Here is a 23,040-nt window from a genome sequence, read left to right as displayed (position 1 = left end):
GATGCACGTGAGGCGGGCCACACTCTGGCAGACCGGGCACCGTCTCAAGGTTCCCTTCAGGCCGCGTGAGCGTCAGGCAGCGCGGCTGTGGGCCGTCTCAGGCACTTTGCGGACGAGCACCACGCCCGCCAGGAAAAACAGCGCCGCGATGCCGAAGACCAGCGTGTAGCCGAAGTTCTCGCCCTGCCGGTTGCCCCAGTCCAGCAACTGGCCCTGCGGTGCGCCGATAAACTGCGGTGCCACAAAGGCGACGTGCCAGATGCCCATGTCACGTGCGTAGCTGCCTGCGCTGGGCATTGCGTCGCTGCCCAGCGCCCAGTCCACCGACGTGAACGCCCCGTATCCCAGGCCGAACCCCACGGCAAGCGCGAGCGCGGCCGGATACGAGGGAGCGGCGAGCAGCAGCAGCGCCATGACGGCCATCGTGCTCCCCGCCGCGTAGATCACGGGCTTGCGGCCCACGCGGTCGCTCACCAGCCCACCGGCGATGGCCGAGACGATGCTCGCTACGATGATGCAAGCCAGCATGACAGAGCTGCTCAGTACCGTGTTGCGCTGGCCCAGCACGTCCCCGGTGTAGTACTGCAAAAACGGCTGCACGCTGTACTGCCCAAGCGCAAACAGCACCCGCGTGACAAACACCCACAGAAACGGCGCGTGAGAAAAGAGCGAGGTCCAGGGTAAGCTGGTGTGGGGTGCCTCCGCCCGGGGCGCGCCCCCCTGCGCCTCCGCCACACCGCGCACGGTGATGAGGGCGGGAACCAGCAGCACCAGGGCGATGAGCCCGAAGGCCAGGGCCTGTGGGAGATGCAGCTGGCCAATCGCCACGCCCGTCACGGCCCCCAGCAGCTGGGCCACCGCCTGCAACATCCCCATGACGCCGCTGTAACGCCCGCGCCGCGCCGGCGGCACGAGCTGCGGAATCAGCGCTGAGTAGGGTGCGGTGGCGTAATTGTTGCCGAACTGCACGAGCAAGAAGCCCAGCAGGTAGATCCAGAAGCCTGCCATGCCCGGTAGGGCTGCGGCGGCCACGCCCATCACCACCAGCCCAGCGAGGTTGACCCCCACGCCCAGCCGCAAATAGGGCAGGCGCTGCCCTGTGCGGTCGCTGTGCGCGCCCACGAGTGGCGGCACGACCAGGGCCATCACCGCACCGAGGGCCGTCATGACGCCCAGAAAGGTCCCCTTTTGCTCCTCGCCCACAAAATGAATGATGTTGGCGGGCATGAGGATCGTGAGCAGAAGCAGCCAGTGAAAGGCGGTGCCGAACCAGAAGGCGGACAGCACCCACGGGCTCGGGACCGGAGGGGCGGCGGGAGCGGCGGCACCGGGAGGAAGCAGGGTCATGTGGGGTGAGTATAGGCCGCGGCCTTTACCCCCCTTTTAGACCCTGCTCCGGTGTGGTCCGGACAGCAGTTCGGCACCTTCTGACCGTGGCAGGCTGACCTGCATGACGGCACCCCTCAACCTGGACGACAGCCTGCTCGCCTTTCGCGCCGCATTCAAGTATGAACACCCCGAGGGCCTGACCGTTACGCCGCAGGTGGACGGCGGCACCCTGCGGGTGGAGGTGCGTCATCAGGACGTGGACGCCCTGCGCGGCTTTGACGTGGTCGCCAAACCTCTGGAGACCGAGGAGCGCGACGCCGTGCAGCTCGGTGAGGATGTGGCGCGGGTGGTCGAGCAGGAGCTGATGTACGGGCAGCTTCCCGCCGTGGGGGAGGACGGGACGTACCGGCGAATTGTGGTGTAGCGCGCCGTCACCCAGGCGTGTCCAGCCGCCAGCAAGAACAGGGGCAGCGCCTTGAGCGGGTCTGCCCCTGTTCCTTGGGCCGGTTCAGCCCATGCGTTTGAGGTACGCCTCGCCCCTCGGTGTCAGGCGCAGCAGGTGGAGTGGGGCGGCCCCGCTCCCCGCGTTGCGGCACATGCTTTTGAGCGAACAGGGGCCGCAGGCGCAGCCGCCCTGCTGGGGCAGGGCGGCTTGCACGTAACCTCCGGCCTGGAGGGTCCGCAGCATTCCGGTCAGCGCGGCCTCGCTGCTGCCCAGCGCGCGGGCGAGTTCGGTGGGGGTGCGGGGCTCTCCGGCCACGGCGCCGAGAATGGCCGCGAGCGGTGCGGTCATAGCAGCCTCGTGGCGAGCTGGTAGACCACGAAGGCGGCCAGCCAGGCGGTGAGCAACTGGTAGGCCACCGTGCCCCAGGCGAAGCGCTGTCCATGCTCCTGGGCAAGTGCGCCCACCGTGGCGATGCAGGGCGTATAGAGCAGCACAAACACCAGGTAGGCCAGCGCCCCGGCGGGCATAAAGGCCCGCGCCAGCGCAGCGGCGAGCGGCGTCTTGGTGTCGGCGCGCGTGTCTGTGCCCAGGTGGGGGAGGGCCAGCACGGTGGGCAGGGCCGATACGCTGGACTTGAGGGCGTTCCACGTCGCGCTCAGCGCCTGACCGGTCCCTTCCAGCAGCCCGAGGGGCGCAGGGGGGGCCTGCTGCTCGCCCAGGTAGATTTGCCCCAGCGTGCCCACGACGACTTCCTTGGCGACGAAGCCCGGCACGAGCGCGCCCGTCGCCTGCCAGTTGCCGAAGCCCAGCGGTGCGAAGACGGGCGACACGGCCTGGCTGATCCGCCCGAACATGCTGTCCTGCGGCGCGACGGTGGCGAAGTGGCCCCCCGCCACGGCGGGCAGCGCGAGCAGCAGCCACACCCCGGCCACGGTGGTCAGCACGGTGGTCCGCGCCCGCCTGGCAAAGCTGGCTGTGCGCCGCCAGGCGTGTTTCCACAGCACCTTGCCGGAAGGGAAACGGTAGGGTGGCAGCTCCAGCAGCACGCCGCCCTCCTCCGCCGGAAGCACTGTGCGCCTGAGAAGCAGCGCGAAGCCGAAGGCCACCGCCATGCCCAGCACGTACAGCGCCCACACCAGCCAGCTGCCGTAGCGTGGAAACAGCGCCGCCGCGAACACCACATACACCGGCAAACGCGCTGAGCAACTCATAAAAGGCAGGATGGCGCTCACCAGGATGCGGTCACTGCGCCGCTCCAGGGTGCGGGTGGCGTACACAGCGGGCACATTGCACCCGAAACCCAGGATGAGCGGGATAAAGGCGCGTCCGTCCAGCCCGATGGAACGCATGGCCCGGTCCATCAAGAAGGCGGCGCGGGCCATGTAACCGCTGTCTTCCAGAAAGCTCATGGCGAGGTACAGCACGAGCAGGGTGGGCAGGAAGCTCAGCACCGTGCCCACGCCGGGTATGACTGCGCCCACCACCAGGTCCCGTCCCACTGGAAACCATGTCAGGGCGGCTGCCGCCCAGCCGCGCACCGTGTCCTGCAATGGCCCGCCGATCAGGTCCACGAAGGGCGAGGCCACCGAGAAGGTCAGCCGGAACACCAGCAGCACCAGCCCCAGAAAGAGGGGAATGCCCAGCAGGGGATGCAGCGCGAGGCGGTCCAGGCGTTCGCTCAAGGTTCTCCGCGCCTCCGCCTGCGGCACGGCCACCCGGGCGAGGTCCCCGGCGCGGGCATACCTCGCCTCGGCGATCTCGATCAGGGGGTCTATCCCTTCGGCCTCCAGCGCCAGCAGGTGCGCGTCGGCGGCGTCAAGCAGGGCCGCGTGTCCCGTCGCCGCCAGCCGTCCGCGCACGCTGGGGTCTCCCTCCAGTAGCGCGAGCGCGAGGTAACGGTGGGCGTGGGGCGGCAGGGTGGGCATCTCGGCCATGCGTGCGGTCAGGTCCGTCGCGGCCGCCTCAATGGTCTGCGGGTAGCGAACACCCATGCCCAGCGTGGCCTGCGAGAGCGCGCCGTCCAGCAGCTTGCCCGTGCCCTGGCTCCGGCTCGCCACCGTTTCCACCACGGGCACGCCAAGCGCGCGGGACAGGGCCGCCGCGTCCACCGTCAGCCCCTTATCGCGCGCCTCATCCACGAGGTTGAGCGCCACCGCTACCGGCACCCGGAAGTCCAGCAGCTGCAGCGTGAGGTACAGGTTGCGCTCCAGGTTACCCGCGTCCAGCACGTTGATCACGGCGTCGGGGGCTTCGTCCAGCAGGGCCGTGCGTGTGATCAGTTCCTCGGGTGTGTGCGGGCTGAGCGAGTACGCGCCGGGGAGGTCGAGCAGGTACACCGGGCGTCCCGCGTGGCTGAGCCTCGCCTCGCGCTTTTCCACCGTCACGCCGGACCAGTTGCCCACCTTGAGGCGGGTGCCCGCCACGGCGTTGATCAGCGTGGTCTTGCCCACGTTGGGGTTGCCCACCACCACCACCCGCGGCTCGCGGGCGGCGCGCAGCTTTTCCACGGTGGCGGCGCAGGACGCCTCGTCAGGCACATGGTGTACCTCGGGAAGGCGAGGTTGTGCGGGCGGTGACGTCGTCACGCCCGCACCCGGATGCCGCGCAGGTCCTCGGCGCGGAGGGCGAGGGCGGTGCCATTCACGCGCACTTCCACCGGGTCCCCCATCGGCGCTCGGCGCACCACCGACACGCGCGCTCCTCGCACGAAGCCCAGTTCCAGCAGCCGCCGCCGCAGCGGATGACGGGCGTCGAGCATCACCACGTGGGCGGCCTCGCCGGGTTGCAGTTCGTTCATGGTTCGTTCGTCCATCGCGCTCCCCCAGATACCAGATGAGTTTAGTCGGGTTAGGGGGAAGCGCAAGGGGCGACTGTCCAGTTCAGGACGGACTTCAGGTCAAGCTGTTCCAGAACCCTTTCAGATCCGCCGCGAGCGGAGCCTCCGCCGCAAACTGCGCTCCCGCCCAGGGAAAGGCGATTCGGGCGGCGTGCAGCGCCTGCCGGGGCAGCAGCAGCCGCGCGGTGAGTTGGGGCGTCTGGCCCGTTTCCATAAAATCCAGAAACGCCGACGGGTCCCGGCCATAAATCTTGTCGCCCACCATGGGCAGTCCGAGGTGCGACAGGTGTGCGCGAATCTGGTGCAGCCGTCCCGAGCGCGGATACGCCTCCAGCAGCGTGAAGCCGCCCCGCCGCTCCACCACCCGGAAGTCGGTAACGGCCGGCCGGCCGTCCGGAACCACGGCCTGCCGGATCACGACGTTGTTGGCTCCTCCCAGCCCCAGGTCCCCCAGCGGCGCGTCCAGGGTTCGGCGCTCCCACCTGGGAGCGCCGTGGACGAGGGCGAGGTACGTCTTGCCCACGAGGTGCGCCTTGAACAGGATAAAAAAGCGCCGGGCGGCGTCAGAATCGCGCGTCAGCAGCTGCGTGCCGCTCGTCTCGCGGTCCAGGCGGTGGGGTGGCGCGAGGTCCAGTTCACCCGTCTCGGCGCGCATATAGGTCAGGATGTCGGGTACATCTACCCGCGCCCGCACGGGGTGGGTCAGCCACAGGGCGGGTTTGTGGATGACGTAGAAGTCGGGGTGTTCCACCAGCACGCGCGGCTTCTCGGTGGGCGGGAGCAGGGGGGCTCGGGCGCTCATACCTCCCACACCGAGCGGTAGGGCCGGCCCTTGAGCCGCTGGGACAGGTCGACAGCCCGGTCGACCGTCCGCGTCAGGCGTTCGGCCAGCCACTCGCCCGGCACGCCGTCCGCCGTCCACTCGGCGGAGGTGGCATACGCGAAGTGCGGGTTGACCACACAGCGGAAATCCACCATGAGCCCGAAGGCAAAGGCCCCGTGGCTGAGGTAGCCGTGGTTCAGCCCGCCTGACACCAGAAAGGTGACGGGCTGATCGAACCACGCGCCGTGCAGGCCGCGTTCGGGGTCCGTGCTGCCGGTCAGTTCTACCAGATTCTTCGCGCCTGCCCCGATGCCCCAGTTGTAGACGGGTACGGCCAGGAAAATGCCGTCCGCCCCGGCGACCGCGCGGTGGTACAGCCCTGCGTTGGGGTGGGCGTAGCAGGTGTCGTTGTCGAAGGGCGGCAGGAGCGTGTCGCGCAGATCGAGCGCCGTGACCGTGTGGCCCGCCGCCTGAAGTTGCGACGTGGCCAGCCCCGCCATCCAGCGGCTGCGGCTTTCGGGATCGAGGCTCGTAGAGAGGACGGTGAACTTCACGCCGGGCAGGGTAGCAGGGGCAGCGCCCTTCCCACAGCCCACCCCCATCTTCATCGACATCACCCGGCCAATCCCTTCTGGGCCAACACTTTCTAAGCCAACCGGCGCACGTTCACCCCGGGGAAGCGTTGTTATCCTCATACCCGAAATGCCGTTCGATGCCCGTGCCCTGACTGCCCTCGACTTTCCCCGCATCCGCGACGCCCTCGCGCAGCGCAGCGCCACGTCGGTAGGCGTGGAGCGGGCCGAGGCGCTGATGCCTTCCGATGATGGGGACCGCATCGCCCGTGAACTCGACGAGGTGGAAGACGCCCTCTTCGGCGTCTCGCTGTCCCTCGGCGGCATCCAGGACATCCGGGACCTGCACGCGCGGGCCGGGGAAGGCCGCGTGCTGTCCGGGCAGGACCTCCTGAACGCCGCGTATTCCCTTGACGGCGCGATGACCGTGCGCCGCGCCATCAACGCCAATTCCCGGGGGCCACTGAAAGAGGTGGCCCTCGGCCTGGGTGACCACAGCGAACTCGTGCGCCGGGTGCTGGGTTCGCTGGACCGTGACGGCGGCGTGCGCGACGAGGCGTCCCACCGCCTGCGCGACCTGCGCAAGCGCATCGAGCCGCTGAGGGGCCGCATCCGCGAGCGGCTGGCCGCCACGCTGGAAAAGTGGGCGGAGGTGCTGCAGGAGCACATCGTCACCATCCGCCGGGACCGCTACGTGTTGCCCGTGCTCGCCAACCGCGTCGGGCAGGTGCAGGGCATCATCGTGGACGCTTCGGCCACCGGGCAGACGTACTTTGTGGAACCGGCGGCCGTGACGCAGCTCAACAACGAGCTGACGCGCCTGATTTTGGACGAGGAAGCTGAGGTGCGGCGCATCCTCACCGAACTCTCGGGCCTGCTCGCCTCGGACGCCGCCGTGCCCATGACGCTCTCCACCATCGGTGAACTGGACCTCATCGCTGCCAAGGCCCGCCTCGCCCGTGACTGGCGGCTGAATAGGCCAGAGCCTGCTGAGGACCACACCTACGACTTGAGGGAAGCGCGCCACCCTCTGATCGAGAACCCCGTCCCCAACGACATTGCCCTAGGTGAAACCAAACTCCTCCTCATTACCGGCCCGAACATGGGCGGGAAGACGGCCACCCTCAAGACCCTTGGGCTCGCCGTTCTCATGCACCAGTGCGGGCTGTACGTGTCCGCGGCCTCGGCGCGGCTGCCCGTGGTGCGCGACGTGCTGGTGGACATTGGCGACGAGCAGAGCATCGAGGCCAGCCTGTCCACCTTCGCCTCGCACCTCAAGCACCTGCGCTTTGTGCTGAGGCACGCCTCGCCGGACACGCTGGTCCTGATCGACGAGTTGGGCTCCGGCACCGATCCCGACGAGGGCGCGGCGCTCGCGCAGTCGCTGATCGAGACGCTGCTCACGCAAGACGCCCGGGGCATCATCACCTCGCACCTTTCGCCCCTCAAGCTGTTCGCGCTGGAAACGCCGGGCCTCAAGAACGCCTCGATGGGCTTCGATCTCGGCACGCTCGCGCCCACCTACCACCTGCAGGTGGGACAGCCGGGGCGCTCGTATGCGCTCGCCATCGCGCGGCGCATGGGACTGCCCAGAGACGTCCTGACCCGCGCCGAGACGCTGCTGGGCCCCGACGCAGGCCTGATGGAGCGGATGTTGGAGGGCCTGGAACGCGAACGCGCCGAGCTCGCGACGCAGATTGGGACTGCCACGGCCGCCCGGCGAGAGGCCGAGGGCGAACTCGCCCGCGTGCGTCAGGAGCGCGAGACGCTGGACCTGCGGCGCAACGAGATGCTCGCCGAAGCCGCCCAGAAGGCCGAGACGCTGTACGCCGACGCCGTGGAGCGCGTGCGTACCCTGCGCGCCCGCGCCCAGGAGGACAGCGCCCGTCCGCGCGTGATGCAGGAACTGCGTGAGTTGCGCACGGCTGCCCAGCGTGCCCGGCCCGCGCCACCACCCGCCCGCGAGGAACGCGGCGATCCCATCCGGGTGGGCAGCACGGTGGACGTGCCCGCCTACGGCGCGAAGGGGCAGGTGCTGGAGCTGCGCGGCGACGACCTCGTGGTGCAGCTCGGCGTGATGAAGGTGGGCGTCAAACGCCGCGACGTGCGCCTTCAGCAGGAGCCCAAGCAAAAAGCCCCGCGCACCTTTGGCGGTACCGCGCCCAGCCGTTTTGACAAGGAACTCCAACTGCGCGGCCTCGGCGTGGAGGAAGCGGTGGAGGAGTTGCGCTCGGCCATCACCGAGGCCCAGGCCCTGAAGGAAACGCCCCTGCGGGTGGTTCACGGCAAGGGGCAGGGCGTGCTGCGCCGGTTGCTGCGCGACTACCTCAAGACCGACAAGCGCGTCGAGTCCTTCCACGATGCCGAGGCCAACCAGGGCGGCCATGGCGTGACCATCGTGAACGTGAGGACCTGAGGGTCAGGCCTCGCCGTGACCGCTTCCGTCCAGGAGGCCCCGTCCGGCCCATGGGGCCTGCCGCCCGGCCACATCTCCCGCCTGGGGAGCACCAGGTGGGTCGCCGCCTTCGATCGGGCCGCCAACTTCGGCCTGCGCGCCTTCCGGCTGCCGTTGCGCTCCGACGTTCGCCTGCCGCCCGGTTGGGTCGGCCTCCGAACCACTGGCAATATGGCCTGAGCACCCGCTTGAGCGGTATCACCCTCGCGGCGGATGTATTGAACAACGCTCTGGCCGCCTGGGTGCTGGGTACGCCCCGATGGTGGCGGGGAACTGCGTGCGGGTGCTGAACAACGTGGGTGTGGCGGCCCAGGGTGGGGTGATGGTCCCCTACCCACAGAACCGGGGTGGGCGGCGGGCGCTGGCCGGACCCTCGGCAAGATCAACGGGAGCGTCGGCAGTACGGCGCGGCTCTACACCTTTTCCGGACAGGGCCAGGCGCAGGGAAACGTCGGCGTGGTCCTGGGGGCCAGGACGGCCCTCGCGCCAAACCTCACGCTGGACGCCCCGCACTTCGGGCGTTTGGTCGCTGGGAAAGTGGCCGTGCGGGGGCGGGGCCTGGGGCGCGTGCAGGAGTCGGGCGCGGCGCTGACCTACCGCGCTGCGAACGCCGATGCCGCCCTGGGAAGAGGCGGGTTGCGCGGACGGGTCGCCCGCAACGGGCAGGGCGGCGGAACCTCACTGCTGGGCGATGTGCTGTTCCGGGTGCGGGTCTGCCGGTGCTGCTGGGTCCCTCGGTCGGCTGTCCATGGACCTCCGGAGGCCAGGACAGCCGACGGCTCTTCAGCCTGACCGCCCTGCCGCGCTGACGGGGTTGGCGTCGCCACCGGCCAGTCCAGCCTACCCGGGCAGGGGAGGGGGCGGCGCTATGCTACGCTCCCCGCCCGATGACCGCTCCTTCCTCCGCGTCACCCCTCACGGCCCGCCTGCTCGTCCCCGGTGCGGTGGCGTTCTTCACCCTGGGCGTTTTGCAGGCGATGTACGGTGCGGCGTTTCCCCTGTTCGAGGCGCGCTACGGCGTCGGCGCGGGCGAGGTGGGCTGGGTGGCGAGCGCGCACTTCCTGGGCTCGGCGTCCGCACCGCCCCTGGCTGGCCTGGCCCTGCACCGCACCTCCACGGCGGCGGTGGTGATGTTCAGCACCCTGCTGCTGGCGGTGGGCGTCACGGGCGTGGCCCTCGCCCCAGTCTGGCCAGCGGTGGTGGCCTGCGCGCTGCTGGCCGGGCTGGGCGTGGGCGGCGTGAGCGCCGCCCTCAATGCCGCCTATGCCAGCATCGGCACGCGCCCTGTGAATCTGGTGAACGCGGTGTTCGGGGTGGGCAGCATCCTGTCACCGCTGCTGGTGCTGGCCCTCGGGCGGCAGTCGCTGGCGTGGCCGTTTCTGACGGTGGCCCTGTTGGGGCTGGGAACGGTCCTCGCGGTCCGGGCCTGGGGGGTACCTGCCTTGCGTCCACCGGGGGAGACCACCGCGCCGGAGCGTCCCGGCTGGATCCTCGTGCTGTTCGGCCTGCTCATCGCCTCCTATGTCGGCCTGGAGGTGGGATCCGGCGCGTGGCTCGCGCGGCATCTGGAAAGCCTGCATTTCGCGTCGCCCTCGCTGATTCTCAGCGGCTACTGGCTGGGACTGACGGGGGGACGGGTACTGACTGGCCTGTGGGGCGGACGCGTCTCGCCGCCCCGGCTGGTGCTGGCTTCCGCCGCGCTCGTCACCCTCTGCGCCTTCGCGGCCACCCTGCCGGCCCTGGCCCCGGCCGCCTACATCCTGACCGGTTTGGGCCTTGGGCCCATCTTCGGCACCACGCTGACCTGGCTGAGCGGTAGCCTCTCGGCGCGGCTGGTGCCGGTGTTGCTGGTCACGGGCTCGGTGGGCGGCATCCTCGCTCCCGCTGGCCTGGGCCTGCTGTACGCGCGGGTGGGGCCAGGCTCGGTGCCCCTCGCGCTGGGAGCGCTGGGGCTGGCGCTGACCACGCTCGTGGGGCTGACCGCTCGCCTGACGCGCCGCACGTCCTGAGTGGGGTTCCGTCTATCTCGTTAACACAGCGGGAGAGCGCCGGTTTGCCAGGCGTGGCCACAGGCCCAGGGCGGCCCTTCGCCCATCTCGCTGCGGTAAGCGGTGAAATGGCAGGCCGTAGGGGCCGCTCTGAACCCAGGCGCCTCAACATCCGTTGCCCGTCCGGCCCCGGTGTGGCAGAATGCCTCCGATTCTCAGAAAAGCTGCTCTTTCTCTCATTCCCCCCACGTTCCGCACAACGGAGGTTCAGCAGTGGTACAGGCGATCCGGCAGGTCAAACTCACGCGCGAGGGCTACGCCCGGCTGGAGCGCGCCCTGGAACACGAGCAGGCCCGCCTGGCGGAGGCCACGCGCATCCTGCGCGAGCAGATGGAAACCAGCGCCGACAACGAGGACACGGGCCTGGAAGACGCCAAGCGCGAAAAGCAGGGCATTGAGGCCCGCATCGAGGAACTCGAAGACACCCTCGCCCGCGCCGTGCTGATTGAGGAACACGAGCACGACGGCCGGGTGGAGCTGGGGGCCATCGTGACCCTGACGAACGAGACCACCGGCAAGGATATGCGCGTGCAGGTCGTGAGCGCCCCCGAGGCGGCCGTACTGGGGGGCTCGCTCCCCCGCATCAGCGAGGACAGCCCCGTGGGCAAGGAACTGATGGGCCGCAAGGCGGGTGAAGCCTTTGCCGTGACGCTCGACAACGGGCGGCAGGTGAAGTACCGGGTGCAGGGCGTGGAGTTCTAGGGGAAGAGGGCAGGGCGCAGGGCGGCCACAGTGGCCTTGGTCCCCTGCGCTCTGCCTTCGGCTCCCCCCTATACTTCCCCCCATGTCCAGCGACGCCCTCAACCCCGAATCCGGCCAGACACCGCCCGCGCGTGTGGGCCTGCACGAGCAGACCGTCAGCCGCCTAAATAACCTCCAGGCGCTGGGCGAGGCCGGGTTCGAGGCCCACCCGTACAGCTATCCTCAGTCGCACCACGCGCGCGACGTCCTGGCCGCCCACGCCGAAGGCCTGGAACCCGGGCAGGAGTGGCCGGAAGAGACCTATACCCTCGCCGGACGCGTCACCCTGATGCGCCACATGGGCAAGGCGGCCTTCGCGGACCTGGGTGACGAGGACGGGCGGATTCAGCTCCACTTCTCCAAGCAGGACACCGAGAATTTCGGTGCCACAAAGAAGCTGGACCTCGGCGACATCATCGGCGTGACCGGCTTTCCCTTCGTCACCAAGACGGGACAACTGACGCTGCGCGTTCGGTCCTGGCAGCCCCTCGTCAAGAGCCTGCACCCCCTGCCCGGCAAATTCCACGGTCTGCAGGACGAGGAACTGCGCGCCCGCCGCCGTTACCTGGACCTGATGATTAATCCCGAACGCCGCGAGGCGTTCCGCACCCGCGCCCGCGCCATCGGGTACATCCGCCGCTACCTGGACGAGCGCGGCTTTATGGAGGTGGAGGGGCCGACGCTTCAGGTGGTGCCCGGCGGAACGGAGGCCAAGCCCTTCAAGACCTTCCACAACGCATTGGGGCACGAGTTCAGCTTGCGAATCAGCCTTGAGCTCTACCTCAAGCGCCTCCTGGTGGGCGGCTTCGAGCGGGTGTATGAGATCGGACGCAACTACCGCAACGAGGGCATCGACCGCACCCACAACCCTGAATTCACCATGCTGGAGGCGTATTTCGCCTACGGAGACTACGGGGACATGATGCGGCTGGTCGAGGAGATGCTGCACGGCCTCGTCGTGGCCCTCAAGGGCGAGCCGAAGCTGACCTACGGTGGCCGCGAGATCGACTTCTCGCTGCCCTTTGCCCGCGTGGACTTCGTGGCGGCACTGAAGGCGGCGGCGGGACTCGACTTCGAGCCCACCGATCTGCCCAGGCTGCGTGCCTGGGCCGATGAGCGGCACCCCGAGTTCCGCAAGGTGCCTGACTACAAGCTGCTCGACAAGCTGGGCGGCGAGTACGTGGAGCCGGGGCTGGTCAACCCCACCTTCCTCACCGACATCCCCCTGGCGATCAGCCCGCTGGTCAAGGCCCACCGCAGCCGCGAGGGGCTCAGCGAGCGCGCGGACCTGTACGTCGCGGGCTTTGAGCTCGCGCCCATCTACTCCGAACTCAACGATGCCCTGGACCAGCGCGCCCGCTTCGAGGCCCAGACCGCGCGGCGCGACGCGGGCGACGACGAGGCCCACGAGCAGGACGAGGACTTCCTGCTCGCGCTGGAGTACGGTATGCCGCCCGCCGCCGGGATGGGCATGGGCATGGACCGCCTCGCCATGCTCCTTACGGACAGCGATTCCATCCGCGACGTGCTGCTGTTTCCACTGCTGCGCCCTGATGGCGCTGGGCAGGCAGACCTCTCCGGAGCGGGGGAATAGCCGGGGGCGCAAGGGGCAATTTGCCCCCCTCCCCTTCTGTTCAGTGACCGGCGCGGCGTTGTAAGGAAGCTGTACAGACCGTCCGCTTACGCTGAGGCAAATGACCCACATGCTCCTGCCGCAACGGGCGGCGACCTTCTGTACCGCGCTGGTCCTCAGCGCCTTAAGTGGCGTTGCGGGAGCGGAGGTGCCCCGCATGGACGGCCTGCTTGCCATCAACGACGCCGCCTCGCCCTGCATCAGCGTTCGCGTTCAGGTGTTTGAGGAGGGTCAACCCTTTGCCGAGGTGGCGGTGATGCCCGATGGCAAGGTCAATCCGGTGGGGCAGAAGGGCATTCCCACGCCCCGTTTTGCCAAGGGCAAGTCGTACAAGCTGCAGGCCACCTGCGTCAGCACCGCAAACGTCTACCAGAACTCCGAATTGAGCTTCAAGGCCGAGGGACGCACGGTCATGGTGGTGTTTACCAAGTCTGGCTTCCAGTTCAAGCGGGGTGGTCTGGCCTACTGAAACGGGAGCGGCCCGTTTTGCCGGCGCTTTCCTTGCGCCAGACTCTTAAATTTGCGAAAAATGAGGAAAGAGGCCGATTGGACGCTCCGGGCTGGTCTCCTGGAACGGGAGCGTTGGAACGGGGAAGAGATCCCAGACGAAGCCGTTTTTTCCGTCTCCGCGAAGGGCCCCTTTCTCTCCCAAGGCGGTTTTCCCCCAGAGACCGAGGAGATCTTTTCTCACCCAGTTGATTTGTTCATTTGACAAACAAAATTGGATTGAGGCAAGATGAACGCATCAACAACCCGTCTGCGGTTCTGCGCTGCTGCGGCGCCCTCGCCGTTTTTGCTTTCCCCTTGGAGTTCTCTTGACCTATTCTGCCACCCTTCCCGATACCCTGGACCTTGCGGCCATTCGCGCGCGGCACACCCTGTTGCTGCTGGCGCGGCTGTGGCAGGGAAACCGGGCAAGGGTGGACCTGGCGCGGGAACTGGGCCTGTCGCGCAGCGCGATCAGCTCCATCGTGACTGAACTGATGGACGCCCGGCTGGTGCAGGAGGTCGGGCAGCGGGGCGGGGGACAGGTCGGCCGCCGGGCCACCTTACTCGCCCTGAATGGTCGGGCGGTGTACCTGCTTGCTGTGGACCTGGGGGCCAGCCACATGCGTGTGGACCTGCTGGACCTGCACTGCACGACCATCGCCAGTCGGACGACGCCGCACGACATTCTGTGCGGGCCGGCCATCACCTACGCGCGCCTCACCGGCCTGGCCCAGGAGGTGCTCGCCGAGGCCGGCGTGCCCCGGGAGCAGGTGGCCGGGGTGGGGGCCGGGGTGCCTGGCCCTGTGGACTACGCGACCGGACTGGTTGTGCAACCGCCCAATATGCCCGGCTGGGACGGCGAGAACGTTATGGCGGGGCTGGAAGCGGCGCTCGGCCTACCCACCCGCGTGGACAACGACGCCAACCTGGGTGCGCTGGCTGAGGCCCGCTTCGGTGCCCACCGGGGCGTGCCGGACCTGATCTACGTCAAGGCTGCCCACGGTATTGGAGCGGGTGTGCTGCTGGGTGGCCGGCTACACCGGGGTGTGCGCGGGGGTGCGGGTGAGATCGGCCATATCAGCATCAATGAGTCTGGCCCCGTGGGCCGCAGCGGCAACCCCGGCAGCCTGGAAAGCTACGCGGCGGCCCAGGTCTTGCTCGACAGTGCCGAGGCCCGGCGCGCGGCGGGCGCGCCTACCCGGCTGCCCCAGCCCCTGACCCTGGCGGACCTGATCGCGGCGGCGGGGACCGACCCCCTTGCCCGTACCCTGTGGGCTGAGGCTGGGCACCACGTCGGGGTGGCCATCAGCACCGCACTGAACCTCTTCAACCCCAGCGCCGTCATTATCGGTGGGCGGCTTTCGCAGGCGGGAGAGGTCTTCTTGCAGGCCATCCGCGACACCGCCCTGAGCCGCACCATGCGGATCAATGCGGACCGGGCCCGCATCGATCTGAGTACACTGGGCGCGGACGCAAGCGTGCTGGGCGCGGGGGCCATGCTGCTCGATCACCTGTTTACACCGGCCGGGCTGCGGCACCTCTACCGCGTCGCCGCCTCGGTTCGCGCTCCACCCCCCACTCCCCCCGCTGCTGGGCCGTCCGAGTCCGCCCCTCACCTTCCCTTTTCCTTCGGAGGAATGTCATGAAAAAAGCCCTGATGATCGCCGCCGCCCTCGCCATCACCACCACCGCCGCTGCTGCCGGCAAGCTGGAGATCTTTTCCTGGTGGTCCGGTGATGAAGGCCCCGCCCTCGAAGCCCTGGTCAAGCTGTACAAGCAGAAGTACCCCAGCGTGGCCGTGGACAACGCCACCGTCTCGGGCGGCGCCGGCACCAACGCCAAGGCCGTGCTCAAGACCCGCATGCTCGGCGGCACGCCCCCCGATTCCTTCCAGGCCCACGCGGGTCAGGAACTGATCGGCACCTGGGTGGTCGCCAACCGCATGGAGGACCTCTCCTCCCTGTTCAAGTCCGAGGGCTGGACCAAGGTGTTCCCCAAGGACGTCGTGGAGCTGATCTCCAGCAAGGGCGGCATCTGGAGCGTGCCCGTCAACGTCCACCGCTCCAACGTGATGTGGTACAACCCCGCCCAGCTCAAGAAGTGGGGCGTCTCCGCGCCCAAGAACTGGACGCAGTTCCTGACCACCTGCTCGGCGCTGAAGGCCAAGGGTGTGCAGGCCCCGCTCGTCGTGGGCGAGAACTGGACCCAGCAGCACCTGTGGGAAAACGTGATGATCGGCACGCTGGGCGCGCAGGGTTGGAACAACCTGTGGTCCGGCAAGATGAAGTTCACCGACCCGCGTGTGGTCAACGGCTTCGCCACCTTTGGCAAGGTCATGGACTGCGCCAACAAGGACGCTTCGGGTCTGAGCTGGCAGCAGGCGTCCGACCGCATCGCGGACGGTACCAGCGCCTTTAACATCATGGGCGACTGGGCCGCCGGATACTTCACCACCACCAAGAAGCTGGCTCCCAACACGGGTTTCGGCTGGGCCGCCACCCCCGGTACCACGGGCACCTTCGTGATGCTCGCCGACTCCTTCGGCCTGCCCAAGGGAGCCAAGGACCGCGGCGAGGCGCTGAACTGGCTCAAGCTGCTGGGCAGCAAGCAGGGTCAGGACGCCTTCAACCCCCTCAAGGGCTCCATCGCCGCCCGCACCGACTCGGACCTCAGCAAGTACAACACCTACTCCAGAAGCGCCGCGCGCGACTGGAAGAGCAACAAGATCGTGGGCTCCATGGTTCACGGCGCTGTGGCTCCCGAGAGCTTCACCAGCGCCTTCGGAGCAGTGATTGACCAATTTGTCGCCAGCCGCAATGCCCAGGGTGCCGCCGCGGCGGCCCAGCAACTCGCGGACCGCGCGGGCGTCGGCAACTAAACCCTTAACCCAGACCGTAGTGCGTGGATCGTGGACCGTGGAGGCCTTCTCCACGTTCTACGGTCCACACTCCTGAAAGGAGGTGCCCCACTTGAAGGGCCTTTCCCGTGACCGCCTGTGGTCCATCACCGTCCTGCTGCCCAGCATCCTGCTCCTCGCCGTCTTTATCTACGGCTTTATCGGGCGTACCGTCTACGTCAGTCTGACCGACTGGGGCAATGATCCCGCGCAGGCCCTGGCTGAGCATCCCATCATCCGCTGGGTGGGTTTCGCCAATTACGCCGACCTGTTTACCGGCTTCCTGCAGGGCCGTTTCCGGCAGGAACTCGTGAACACCATCTTTTTCACTGTATTCTTCATCCTGGGCTGCTTGGGCCTGGGGTTGGGCCTCGCGCTGATTTTGGACCGCAACCCCAAGGGTGAGGGCCTGTGGCGCACCATCTTCCTGTTTCCCATGAGCCTGAGCTTCATCGTGACGGGCACCATCTGGCGCTGGATGTTGCAGCCGCAGGGGGGGATCAACCGCCTGTTCGGCCGAGATAATGGTGGATTCGAGTGGTTGAGCAGCACGAATTCCATCTGGAAGGTCGACTGGAACAAGCTGCCCCTGCTGACCGCCGCGGTGGTGGCGCTGGTGCTCGCGGTGATTGCCATCCGCGCCGCGCGCAGCGGCAACCGCACGCGCACGCTCGTGGCCGCTGCCTGCGCCGCGCTGCTGCTCGCCTGGGCCCTCTTCGTCGGCCCAAACCTCAAACTGCTGCCTGCCCCCGAGCTGCACGGCTTTAACCTTGCCCTGATCGGCATCGTCTTGTCCGCGGTGTGGCAGATGAGCGGCTACACCATGGCGCTCTACCTCGCCGGCCTGCGCGGTATTCCTGAAGAGCTGCGTGAGGCTGGCCGGGTGGACGGCGCGAACGAGATCGGTATGTACCGCTACGTGGTGTTCCCGCTGCTCGCGCCCATCACCCTATCTGCCATGATCATCCTGGGGCACATCAGCCTCAAGATCTTCGATTTGGTATACGCGATGACAGGCCCCGACAACAGCTACACCAGCGTGCCCGCGCTGAACATGTACCTCACCTCGTTCCGGCAAAACCAGTTCGCGCTGGGCGCAGCCATCGGCACCATCCTGCTGATTCTGGTGGCGTTCGTGATTGTGCCGTATCTGGTGAGCGCGTTCCGCACCGAGGAGGGCCACGCATGACCACCACCCTGCCTACCCACACTGCGCCGCGAACCGCCGCTTCCCGCAAAGCCAGCCTCAGCCGCGCCGGGCTGTACCTGCTGCTGATCGTCGCCGCGCTGTTTTTCCTGCTGCCCATCTACCTCTTGGTCGTCACGGCCCTCAAGTCGCCCGAGGCGATCAACCTCGCCAGCTCCTGGCAGTGGCCCAAGCTGCTGAACTGGGCGAGCTTCGCCGACGCGTGGGCCAAGATCGGCGGCAACATTGGCAACAGCCTGTTTCTGGCGATCACGGCCACCATTCTGGCTGCGCTGCTGGGTTCGCTGAACGGCTACGCCCTCGCCAAATGGAAGTTCCGGGGGGCCAATACCCTATTCGCGCTGATGCTGTTCGGGATGTTCATTCCGTACCAGGCGGTCCTGATTCCGCTGTTTCAGTTCGTCAAGTCGCTGGGGTTGTACGGCAGCATCTGGGGTCTGATCCTGGCACACGTGGTCTACGGCCTGCCCATCACCACGCTGATCTTCCGCAACTACTACGCGGAGGTGCCCGATGCCCTCATTGAGGCGTCAACCATCGACGGTGCGGGCTTCTGGAGCATCTACCGCATGGTGATCTTGCCCCTGAGTATCCCCGCCTTCGTGGTGGTAATTATCTGGGAGTTCACGCAGGTCTGGAACGAGTTCCTGTTCGCGGCCACGCTGACAAACACCTCTTCGCAGCCGGTGACCTACGCCCTGTCGCAACTTGCGGGTGGTCAGGCGGTGAGCTGGAACCTGCCGATGGCGGGCGCAATTCTGGCCGCCCTGCCCACCCTGCTGGTGTACATCCTGCTGGGCCGCTACTTTGTGCGCGGTCTGCTGGCGGGCAGCGTCAAGGGCTGAAGACAGAAACTTCGGGCAAGGCGCAGGGCACGCCTCTTCCACTTGGAAGAAGCGTGCCCTGCGCCTTGCCGTGAGCCCTGTCCTCCGGTTTCACTGCGGGCGCGGTAGACTCCGCACAATCTCATGTCCAGAGCCAACGCTGCCGTCGTGTTCGTCGTGTCCCATGACCGGGCGCGGGCCGAGGCCCTGCGGCCTGCCCTGCCCGAGGCCGACGTCTACGCCATCGCCGACGCCGAAACGCTGCTGCGGGAAGCCCACGTGCATCCGCCCGCCGCTGCGCTGCTGTACACAGACCTGCCGGGGATTCCGCTGGCCGAGGTGCTGCCCCTGCTCCGCCAGCGGGCCGAACTGGCCGGGACGCACTGGCTGGCGGTGGGCCGCAAGGGGCTGGGCGCGCTGCTGGCCGCCGGAGCCGACGCCCTGATTGGCGACACCACGCCCGTGGACGCCCTCGCGCTGCAGGTGCGGGCGCTGCTGCGCCGGGCGGGGGAACACCATGACCTCGAACACCGCGTCTCTCAGCTCCAGCGCCGCCTGGACGACTGGGAGCACGAGGAACGGGTGCGCGACCAGCTTGTGCATATGCTCGTCCACGACCTGAAAAACCCCATCGCCGCCGTGATGGGCCTGCTGGAGGTGGTAGAGGAGGATGAGCGCCTGCTGCCGGACCTGCGCGACCTGGTCAAGGTGGCCCGCGACGAGACGGGGCACCTGCTGCACCTGACCGTAAACATGCTGGACGTGCGAAAGATTCAGGCGGGCAAAATGAACCTGCGGCCCGAACTGGTGTTCACCCCCATGTTCGAAGAGATCATTACCCAGGCATGCGGTGACATCGGTAGCGGCCTGCGCGACCGCATGCTGCGGGTGCAGGTGGCGCCCAACCTCAGCCCCACGCGGGCGGACCCAGAGATTTTGCGCCGGGTCTTTGCCAACCTCATCAGCAACGCCATGAAGCACACGGTGGTGGGCGGCACCATCCAGGTCAGGGTCTGGCAGGCCGAGAACGAGACCCGCGCCACGGTGGTGGACGACGGCGAGGGCATTCCCGCCGAGGACATTCCCAACCTGTTCGCCGCCTTCGAGCAGTCGCGCCTGACCCTGCATGGCCGTTTCGACACCGGCATGGGGCTGGCCTTTTGCAAGATGGCCGTAGAAGAACACGGTGGACGTATTTCAGTGGAATCCGAGCGCGGTCACGGGGCCACCTTCACCTTCACCCTCCCGCTGGCCCACGACAACGAAGAGGATGATTTCGCCGAGCTGCTGAGCTGAGAACAAAAGAGCGCCGTCAGACGCCCTCAAGGGTGTGGCCTTCCGTCTCCTGCTGGGCCCCGCGGAGAGGCGGGAGCCAGTACGTGCCGCCTCACTGGGGGCGCACTGCTGCTGATGCTCGGGGAGGTGCTGGCGTTGGGCGTGGCCTCGGAGACTTTGCGACGCCCTCCTCTGGGCTTCTATTCCCAGCTCCAAAGACGGGTGGCAAGGGCCAAGTACGCCCGCTCCAGCACAGCATTTCTGACCCGATTTGCCCCAAACCTTACGGAAGTGAGGCGCCAGGCCCTCGGTTCGGCTTGTCTATATGCTGCTTCGCCCGTTGACACGGCGAAATCCGCGCCGTGCAAACCTCCCGTCACGGCTGCGCAGCGTGACGTTTGCATTCGTGCCAGGCAGGGTTCCGTGATAGAACTTGGGCGTATCAAAAGTCGGATGCAGGTGCAGTTCGTCAGGCCCCTTCTCTTTTTTCAAGTTACTCGTGCGTTTTTTCACGAGTAGGCGGAAAAGGGTGGTGGGGCAGAAGGGAGACTCCCATCGAGTACGCGAATTTCGTCATCATGCTGCTGGTGGCCCTGGGGATCGGGGTGCTGGCCGTCGTCGTTTCCGCCATCCTGGGGCCGAAGAAAGCCACGCGTATCAAGCTCATGGCCTACGAGAGCGGCAACGATCCCGAAGGCGGCGGCGTGGGGACGGGTCAGCGCTTTCCAGTCCACTTCTACCTCGTCGCCATGCTGTTCATCGTGTTTGACATCGAGACGGCCTTTTTCTACCCGCTTGCGGTGGCCTACCAGAAGCTGATCCCCTTCGCCTTTTTCGAGGCGATCACCTTCGTGGCGCTGCTGCTGGTGGGTTACTTCTACATCCTGAAAAAAGGGGTGCTGGAGTGGAACTGAGAGAAGCGGGGCGCAGGGCGCAAAGAGCGGCGCGCGCGCGGCCCACGTGGCCTCTGGCCTTTGCCCTCTGTTCCCTGCTGTACCCGGACTTGCAAAGCCATGAAATGGAGGTGCGCCCATGGCCCTGAAAGAACTCTTCGACCGCGACTGGCAGGAGCTGGAGTCTGAAGGCGTCTTGTTTTCCAGCCTCGAGAAGCTGGTGGCGTGGGGCCGCAGCAACAGCCTTTGGCCCGCCACCTTCGGCCTGGCGTGCTGCGCCATCGAGATGATGAGCAGCACGGACGGGCGCAACGACCTCGCGCGCTTTGGCTCCGAGGTGTTTCGCGCCTCGCCCCGGCAGGCGGACGTGATGATCGTGGCGGGGCGGTTGTCCAAGAAGATGGCTCCGGTCATGCGCCGCGTCTACGACCAGATGCCGGACCCCAAGTGGGTGATCTCCATGGGGGCCTGCGCCTCGTCGGGCGGCATGTTCAACAACTACGCCATCGTGCAGAACGTGGACCATGTGGTGCCCGTGGACATCTACGTGCCCGGTTGCCCACCCCGGCCCGAAGCGCTGATCTACGCGGTCATGCAGCTTCAGAAGAAGGTGCGCGGCGAGGCGTTCGACGAGTTGGGACACCAACTCCCGATGGTGGAGGCGTGGACCCGATGACCGCCGAGCACAGAGACGCGCAGCTCTGGGCGGCCGCTTCGGCCCTGATGGCAGAACTTGGCCTAACCCCGGACCACGCCGCCGAATCCACCGCGGTTGTGCCCGCCGAGGCGCTGCGTACCGTGGCCCAGTCCCTCAAAGCGCGCGGGTTCATGCTGATGGACTCGGTGGGCGTGGATTACCTCGCTTACCCCGAGCGCAAGCCTGCCCGCTTCGCTGTCTTGCACAACGTCTACCACCCGGAAGACCACCGCCGCCTGTTCCTGCGGGTGTGGCTGGACGACGGCCAACCGCTCGATAGCCTCTTTCCCGTGTGGAAGGCCGCGAACTACCTGGAGCGCGAGGTCTATGACCTGATTGGCGTCGAGTTCCTCGGGCACCCGGACCTCCGCAAGGTGCTGACGCCCGAAGACCTCGAGGGCCATCCCCTCCGCAAGGATTTCCCCCTTGGCGAAACGCCCACCATGTTCCGCGAGGGCCGCTTTATTGATCCCGCCACCTTCCGCGCCGGGCTGACCGGCCAGAGTCGGGGGCTGACCGGCTGGCGCGGCGAGTTCCGCCGGGGGCAGGGCGGGGACCGCGAGCCGCCCGTGATGCCGGAAGGGGGACCGAAATGACCGCCGAACCGACCACCCAGACTGGGGGCGCACTCCTCCACACGCAGATCATGAGCCTGAACGTGGGGCCGCAGCACCCGTCCACGCACGGCGTCTTGCGGCTGGTGGTGGACATGGACGGCGAGTACGTCACGCGGGTGACGCCACACATGGGCTACCTGCACACCGGCTTCGAGAAAACGTTCGAGCACCGCACCTACCAGCAGGGCGTGACTTACGCGCCGCGTACCGACTACCTGCACTGCTTCGGACACGAACTGGCCTACGTCCTGAGCGTGGAAAAGCTTCTCCAGGCTGAGGTGCCCGAGCGGGCGAATGTGGTCCGTGTGATTCTGCACGAGCTCGGACGGATCCACTCGCACCTCGTCTTCGTGGGCACGGGCCTGCTGGACCTCGGGGCGCTGACGCCCTTTTTCTACGCCTTCCGCGAGAAGGAAGCGCTTGTGGACCTGTTCGAGGCGGCCACCGGCTACCGCATGAATCAGGGCTACTTCCGGGTGGGTGGGCTGTCGCGCGATATCCCCGAAGGCTGGGCCGAACAGGTGGCCGCCTTTCTCGACGCCTTCGAGAAGGGCGTGGACGAGTACGAGACGCTGTTCGCAGCCAACCCGATTTTTGTGGACCGGGCGAAGGGCGTAGGCGTTATCCCAAGAGACGTGGCGATTGACCTGGGTTTGACTGGGCCGAACTTGCGTGCGTCCGGCGTGGCGCTCGATCACCGCAAGGCCAATCCATACTGCGGATACGAACAGTACGACTTTAATGTTCCCGTCAGCCAGGACGGCGACTGCCTCGCCCGCTTTCAGCTGCGGCTGATGGAGTTTCGCGAGAGCGCGAAGATCGTGCGGCAGGCCCTCAAGCGCCTTGCGCCCGGCCCGGTCAAGGACCCCAACCGCAAGATCTCGTTGCCGCCCCGTCAGGAACTCGAAACGAGTATGGAAGCGGTCATCCACCACTTCAAACTCGTGACCGAAGGCTTTCACCCCCCCATGGGCGAGGTGTACGTGCCCACCGAGTCGGCGCGCGGCGAGGTGGGCTACTACATCGTCAGCGACGGCGGCTCCATGCCCTACCGCGTCAAGATTCGCGCCCCCAGCTTCGTGAACCTGCAGGCGCTGGAATACGCCTGCGTGGGTGGTCAGTTCGCGGACCTCATCACGATCCTGGCGACGATTGACCCGGTGCTGGGGGACGTGGACCGATGAAGCAGCCAGTGGCCAGTCGCCAGTCGCCAGCAACTTCTTTTCCTGGTGACTGGCGACTGGCCACTGGCCACTCTGC

Annotated in this window: 23 protein-coding genes; 17 read left to right on the top strand and 6 right to left on the bottom strand. The window is 67.4% G+C overall.

Features of this window, described 5'->3' with window-relative positions; all coding sequences use genetic code 11:
• Nucleotides 1-72 precede the first annotated feature (72 nt).
• The gene (locus B9A95_RS21500) at nt 73-1,347 is read right to left on the bottom strand and encodes an MFS transporter (RefSeq protein ID WP_084049141.1); all 1,275 of its coding nucleotides are present in this window, start codon (nt 1,345-1,347) and stop codon (nt 73-75) included.
• A 103-nt stretch (nt 1,348-1,450) separates the two neighbouring features.
• On the opposite strand from B9A95_RS21500, the gene B9A95_RS21495 reads away from it, so the two are divergent.
• Nucleotides 1,451-1,753 carry a hypothetical protein gene (locus tag B9A95_RS21495; RefSeq protein WP_084049140.1) on the top strand — a complete coding sequence of 101 codons (303 nt, stop codon included), beginning with the start codon at nt 1,451-1,453 and terminating at the stop codon, nt 1,751-1,753.
• Nucleotides 1,754-1,837: 84 nt separating this feature from the next.
• Here B9A95_RS21495 and B9A95_RS21490 read toward each other — a convergent pair whose 3' ends face one another.
• From B9A95_RS21490 to B9A95_RS21470, 5 genes are all read right to left on the bottom strand, one after another.
• The gene (locus B9A95_RS21490) at nt 1,838-2,122 is read right to left on the bottom strand and encodes a helix-turn-helix domain-containing protein (RefSeq protein WP_084049139.1); all 285 of its coding nucleotides are present in this window, start codon (nt 2,120-2,122) and stop codon (nt 1,838-1,840) included.
• A complete protein-coding gene (feoB, locus tag B9A95_RS21485) occupies nt 2,119-4,359 on the bottom strand; it encodes a ferrous iron transport protein B (RefSeq protein ID WP_084049138.1) in 2,241 nt (746 codons plus the stop codon). Before feoB ends, B9A95_RS21490 begins: the two co-directional genes overlap by 4 nt.
• Nucleotides 4,356-4,586 carry a FeoA family protein gene (locus B9A95_RS21480; protein WP_084049137.1) on the bottom strand — a complete coding sequence of 77 codons (231 nt, stop codon included), beginning with the start codon at nt 4,584-4,586 and terminating at the stop codon, nt 4,356-4,358. Before B9A95_RS21480 ends, feoB begins: the two co-directional genes overlap by 4 nt.
• Nucleotides 4,587-4,665: 79 nt before the next feature.
• The gene (locus tag B9A95_RS21475) at nt 4,666-5,412 is read right to left on the bottom strand and encodes an RluA family pseudouridine synthase (protein WP_084049136.1); all 747 of its coding nucleotides are present in this window, start codon (nt 5,410-5,412) and stop codon (nt 4,666-4,668) included.
• Nucleotides 5,409-5,987, bottom strand: a complete 579-nt coding sequence (locus tag B9A95_RS21470) for an NADPH-dependent FMN reductase (protein ID WP_245808423.1) — start codon at nt 5,985-5,987, stop codon at nt 5,409-5,411. The genes B9A95_RS21475 and B9A95_RS21470 overlap by 4 nt, the downstream gene beginning before the upstream one ends.
• Nucleotides 5,988-6,135: 148 nt before the next feature.
• On the opposite strand from B9A95_RS21470, the gene B9A95_RS21465 reads away from it, so the two are divergent.
• From B9A95_RS21465 to nuoD, 16 genes are all read left to right on the top strand, one after another.
• Entirely contained in the window at nt 6,136-8,421 is a 2,286-nt protein-coding gene (locus tag B9A95_RS21465) for an endonuclease MutS2 (protein ID WP_170928737.1), read from the top strand.
• A 15-nt stretch (nt 8,422-8,436) separates the two neighbouring features.
• Nucleotides 8,437-8,640, top strand: coding sequence for a hypothetical protein (locus B9A95_RS32575; protein ID WP_139806920.1), 204 nt, complete (start codon nt 8,437-8,439; stop codon nt 8,638-8,640).
• 276 nt (nt 8,641-8,916) lie between these two features.
• Nucleotides 8,917-9,252 (top strand): hypothetical protein, encoded by a 336-nt coding sequence (locus tag B9A95_RS21460; protein WP_084049134.1) that lies wholly within the window; start codon nt 8,917-8,919, stop codon nt 9,250-9,252.
• Between the two features lie 95 nt (nt 9,253-9,347).
• Nucleotides 9,348-10,469, top strand: a complete 1,122-nt coding sequence (locus B9A95_RS21455; protein WP_084049133.1) for an MFS transporter — start codon at nt 9,348-9,350, stop codon at nt 10,467-10,469.
• A 252-nt stretch (nt 10,470-10,721) separates the two neighbouring features.
• The gene (locus tag B9A95_RS21450; protein WP_084049132.1) at nt 10,722-11,210 is read left to right on the top strand and encodes a GreA/GreB family elongation factor; all 489 of its coding nucleotides are present in this window, start codon (nt 10,722-10,724) and stop codon (nt 11,208-11,210) included.
• A gap of 82 nt (nt 11,211-11,292) precedes the next feature.
• Nucleotides 11,293-12,843: a lysine--tRNA ligase gene (gene lysS, locus B9A95_RS21445; protein ID WP_084049131.1), complete on the top strand. Its 1,551-nt coding sequence runs from the start codon at nt 11,293-11,295 to the stop codon at nt 12,841-12,843.
• A gap of 100 nt (nt 12,844-12,943) precedes the next feature.
• Nucleotides 12,944-13,351, top strand: coding sequence for a hypothetical protein (locus B9A95_RS21440; protein ID WP_245808422.1), 408 nt, complete (start codon nt 12,944-12,946; stop codon nt 13,349-13,351).
• 346 nt (nt 13,352-13,697) lie between these two features.
• Nucleotides 13,698-15,017, top strand: a complete 1,320-nt coding sequence (locus B9A95_RS21430) for an ROK family transcriptional regulator (RefSeq protein ID WP_084049129.1) — start codon at nt 13,698-13,700, stop codon at nt 15,015-15,017.
• On the top strand, nt 15,014-16,249 hold the full coding sequence (locus tag B9A95_RS21425; RefSeq protein ID WP_084049128.1) for an ABC transporter substrate-binding protein: 1,236 nt from the start codon (nt 15,014-15,016) through the stop codon (nt 16,247-16,249). The genes B9A95_RS21430 and B9A95_RS21425 overlap by 4 nt, the downstream gene beginning before the upstream one ends.
• 91 nt (nt 16,250-16,340) lie before the next feature.
• Nucleotides 16,341-17,456 (top strand): carbohydrate ABC transporter permease, encoded by a 1,116-nt coding sequence (locus B9A95_RS21420; RefSeq protein ID WP_084049127.1) that lies wholly within the window; start codon nt 16,341-16,343, stop codon nt 17,454-17,456.
• Nucleotides 17,453-18,319 (top strand): carbohydrate ABC transporter permease, encoded by an 867-nt coding sequence (locus B9A95_RS21415; RefSeq protein ID WP_084049126.1) that lies wholly within the window; start codon nt 17,453-17,455, stop codon nt 18,317-18,319. Before B9A95_RS21420 ends, B9A95_RS21415 begins: the two co-directional genes overlap by 4 nt.
• Nucleotides 18,320-18,442: 123 nt before the next feature.
• A complete protein-coding gene (locus tag B9A95_RS21410) occupies nt 18,443-19,594 on the top strand; it encodes a sensor histidine kinase (RefSeq protein WP_084049125.1) in 1,152 nt (383 codons plus the stop codon).
• Between the two features lie 557 nt (nt 19,595-20,151).
• Nucleotides 20,152-20,487, top strand: coding sequence for an NADH-quinone oxidoreductase subunit A (locus tag B9A95_RS21405; protein WP_084049124.1), 336 nt, complete (start codon nt 20,152-20,154; stop codon nt 20,485-20,487).
• A 118-nt stretch (nt 20,488-20,605) separates the two neighbouring features.
• Nucleotides 20,606-21,142 carry a NuoB/complex I 20 kDa subunit family protein gene (locus B9A95_RS21400; RefSeq protein ID WP_084049123.1) on the top strand — a complete coding sequence of 179 codons (537 nt, stop codon included), beginning with the start codon at nt 20,606-20,608 and terminating at the stop codon, nt 21,140-21,142.
• Nucleotides 21,139-21,759, top strand: a complete 621-nt coding sequence (locus tag B9A95_RS21395; RefSeq protein WP_139807066.1) for an NADH-quinone oxidoreductase subunit C — start codon at nt 21,139-21,141, stop codon at nt 21,757-21,759. Before B9A95_RS21400 ends, B9A95_RS21395 begins: the two co-directional genes overlap by 4 nt.
• Entirely contained in the window at nt 21,756-22,964 is a 1,209-nt protein-coding gene (gene nuoD, locus B9A95_RS21390) for an NADH dehydrogenase (quinone) subunit D (protein WP_084049122.1), read from the top strand. Before B9A95_RS21395 ends, nuoD begins: the two co-directional genes overlap by 4 nt.
• Nucleotides 22,965-23,040 lie beyond the last annotated feature (76 nt).

The organism is Deinococcus hopiensis KR-140 (assembly GCF_900176165.1).
Lineage (GTDB): Bacteria > Deinococcota > Deinococci > Deinococcales > Deinococcaceae > Deinococcus > Deinococcus hopiensis.
The sequence above is the reverse complement of the archived record's forward strand: the minus strand, read 5'-3'. Positions and strand labels throughout refer to the sequence as shown.

Coding starts and splice junctions, on each gene's coding strand:
- B9A95_RS21500 (WP_084049141.1), bottom strand. CDS start 1,347: ATGACCCTGCTTCCTCCCGGTGCCGCCGCTCCCGCCGCCCCTCCGGTC.
- B9A95_RS21490 (WP_084049139.1), bottom strand. CDS start 2,122: ATGACCGCACCGCTCGCGGCCATTCTCGGCGCCGTGGCCGGAGAGCCC.
- nuoD (WP_084049122.1), top strand. CDS start 21,756: ATGACCGCCGAACCGACCACCCAGACTGGGGGCGCACTCCTCCACACG.
- B9A95_RS21440 (WP_245808422.1), top strand. CDS start 12,944: ATGACCCACATGCTCCTGCCGCAACGGGCGGCGACCTTCTGTACCGCG.
- lysS (WP_084049131.1), top strand. CDS start 11,293: ATGTCCAGCGACGCCCTCAACCCCGAATCCGGCCAGACACCGCCCGCG.
- B9A95_RS21400 (WP_084049123.1), top strand. CDS start 20,606: ATGGCCCTGAAAGAACTCTTCGACCGCGACTGGCAGGAGCTGGAGTCT.
- B9A95_RS21410 (WP_084049125.1), top strand. CDS start 18,443: ATGTCCAGAGCCAACGCTGCCGTCGTGTTCGTCGTGTCCCATGACCGG.
- B9A95_RS21415 (WP_084049126.1), top strand. CDS start 17,453: ATGACCACCACCCTGCCTACCCACACTGCGCCGCGAACCGCCGCTTCC.
- B9A95_RS21425 (WP_084049128.1), top strand. CDS start 15,014: ATGAAAAAAGCCCTGATGATCGCCGCCGCCCTCGCCATCACCACCACC.
- B9A95_RS21465 (WP_170928737.1), top strand. CDS start 6,136: ATGCCGTTCGATGCCCGTGCCCTGACTGCCCTCGACTTTCCCCGCATC.
- B9A95_RS21495 (WP_084049140.1), top strand. CDS start 1,451: ATGACGGCACCCCTCAACCTGGACGACAGCCTGCTCGCCTTTCGCGCC.
- B9A95_RS21405 (WP_084049124.1), top strand. CDS start 20,152: ATGCTGCTGGTGGCCCTGGGGATCGGGGTGCTGGCCGTCGTCGTTTCC.
- B9A95_RS21475 (WP_084049136.1), bottom strand. CDS start 5,412: ATGAGCGCCCGAGCCCCCCTGCTCCCGCCCACCGAGAAGCCGCGCGTG.
- B9A95_RS21455 (WP_084049133.1), top strand. CDS start 9,348: ATGACCGCTCCTTCCTCCGCGTCACCCCTCACGGCCCGCCTGCTCGTC.
- B9A95_RS21395 (WP_139807066.1), top strand. CDS start 21,139: ATGACCGCCGAGCACAGAGACGCGCAGCTCTGGGCGGCCGCTTCGGCC.
- B9A95_RS21480 (WP_084049137.1), bottom strand. CDS start 4,586: ATGGACGAACGAACCATGAACGAACTGCAACCCGGCGAGGCCGCCCAC.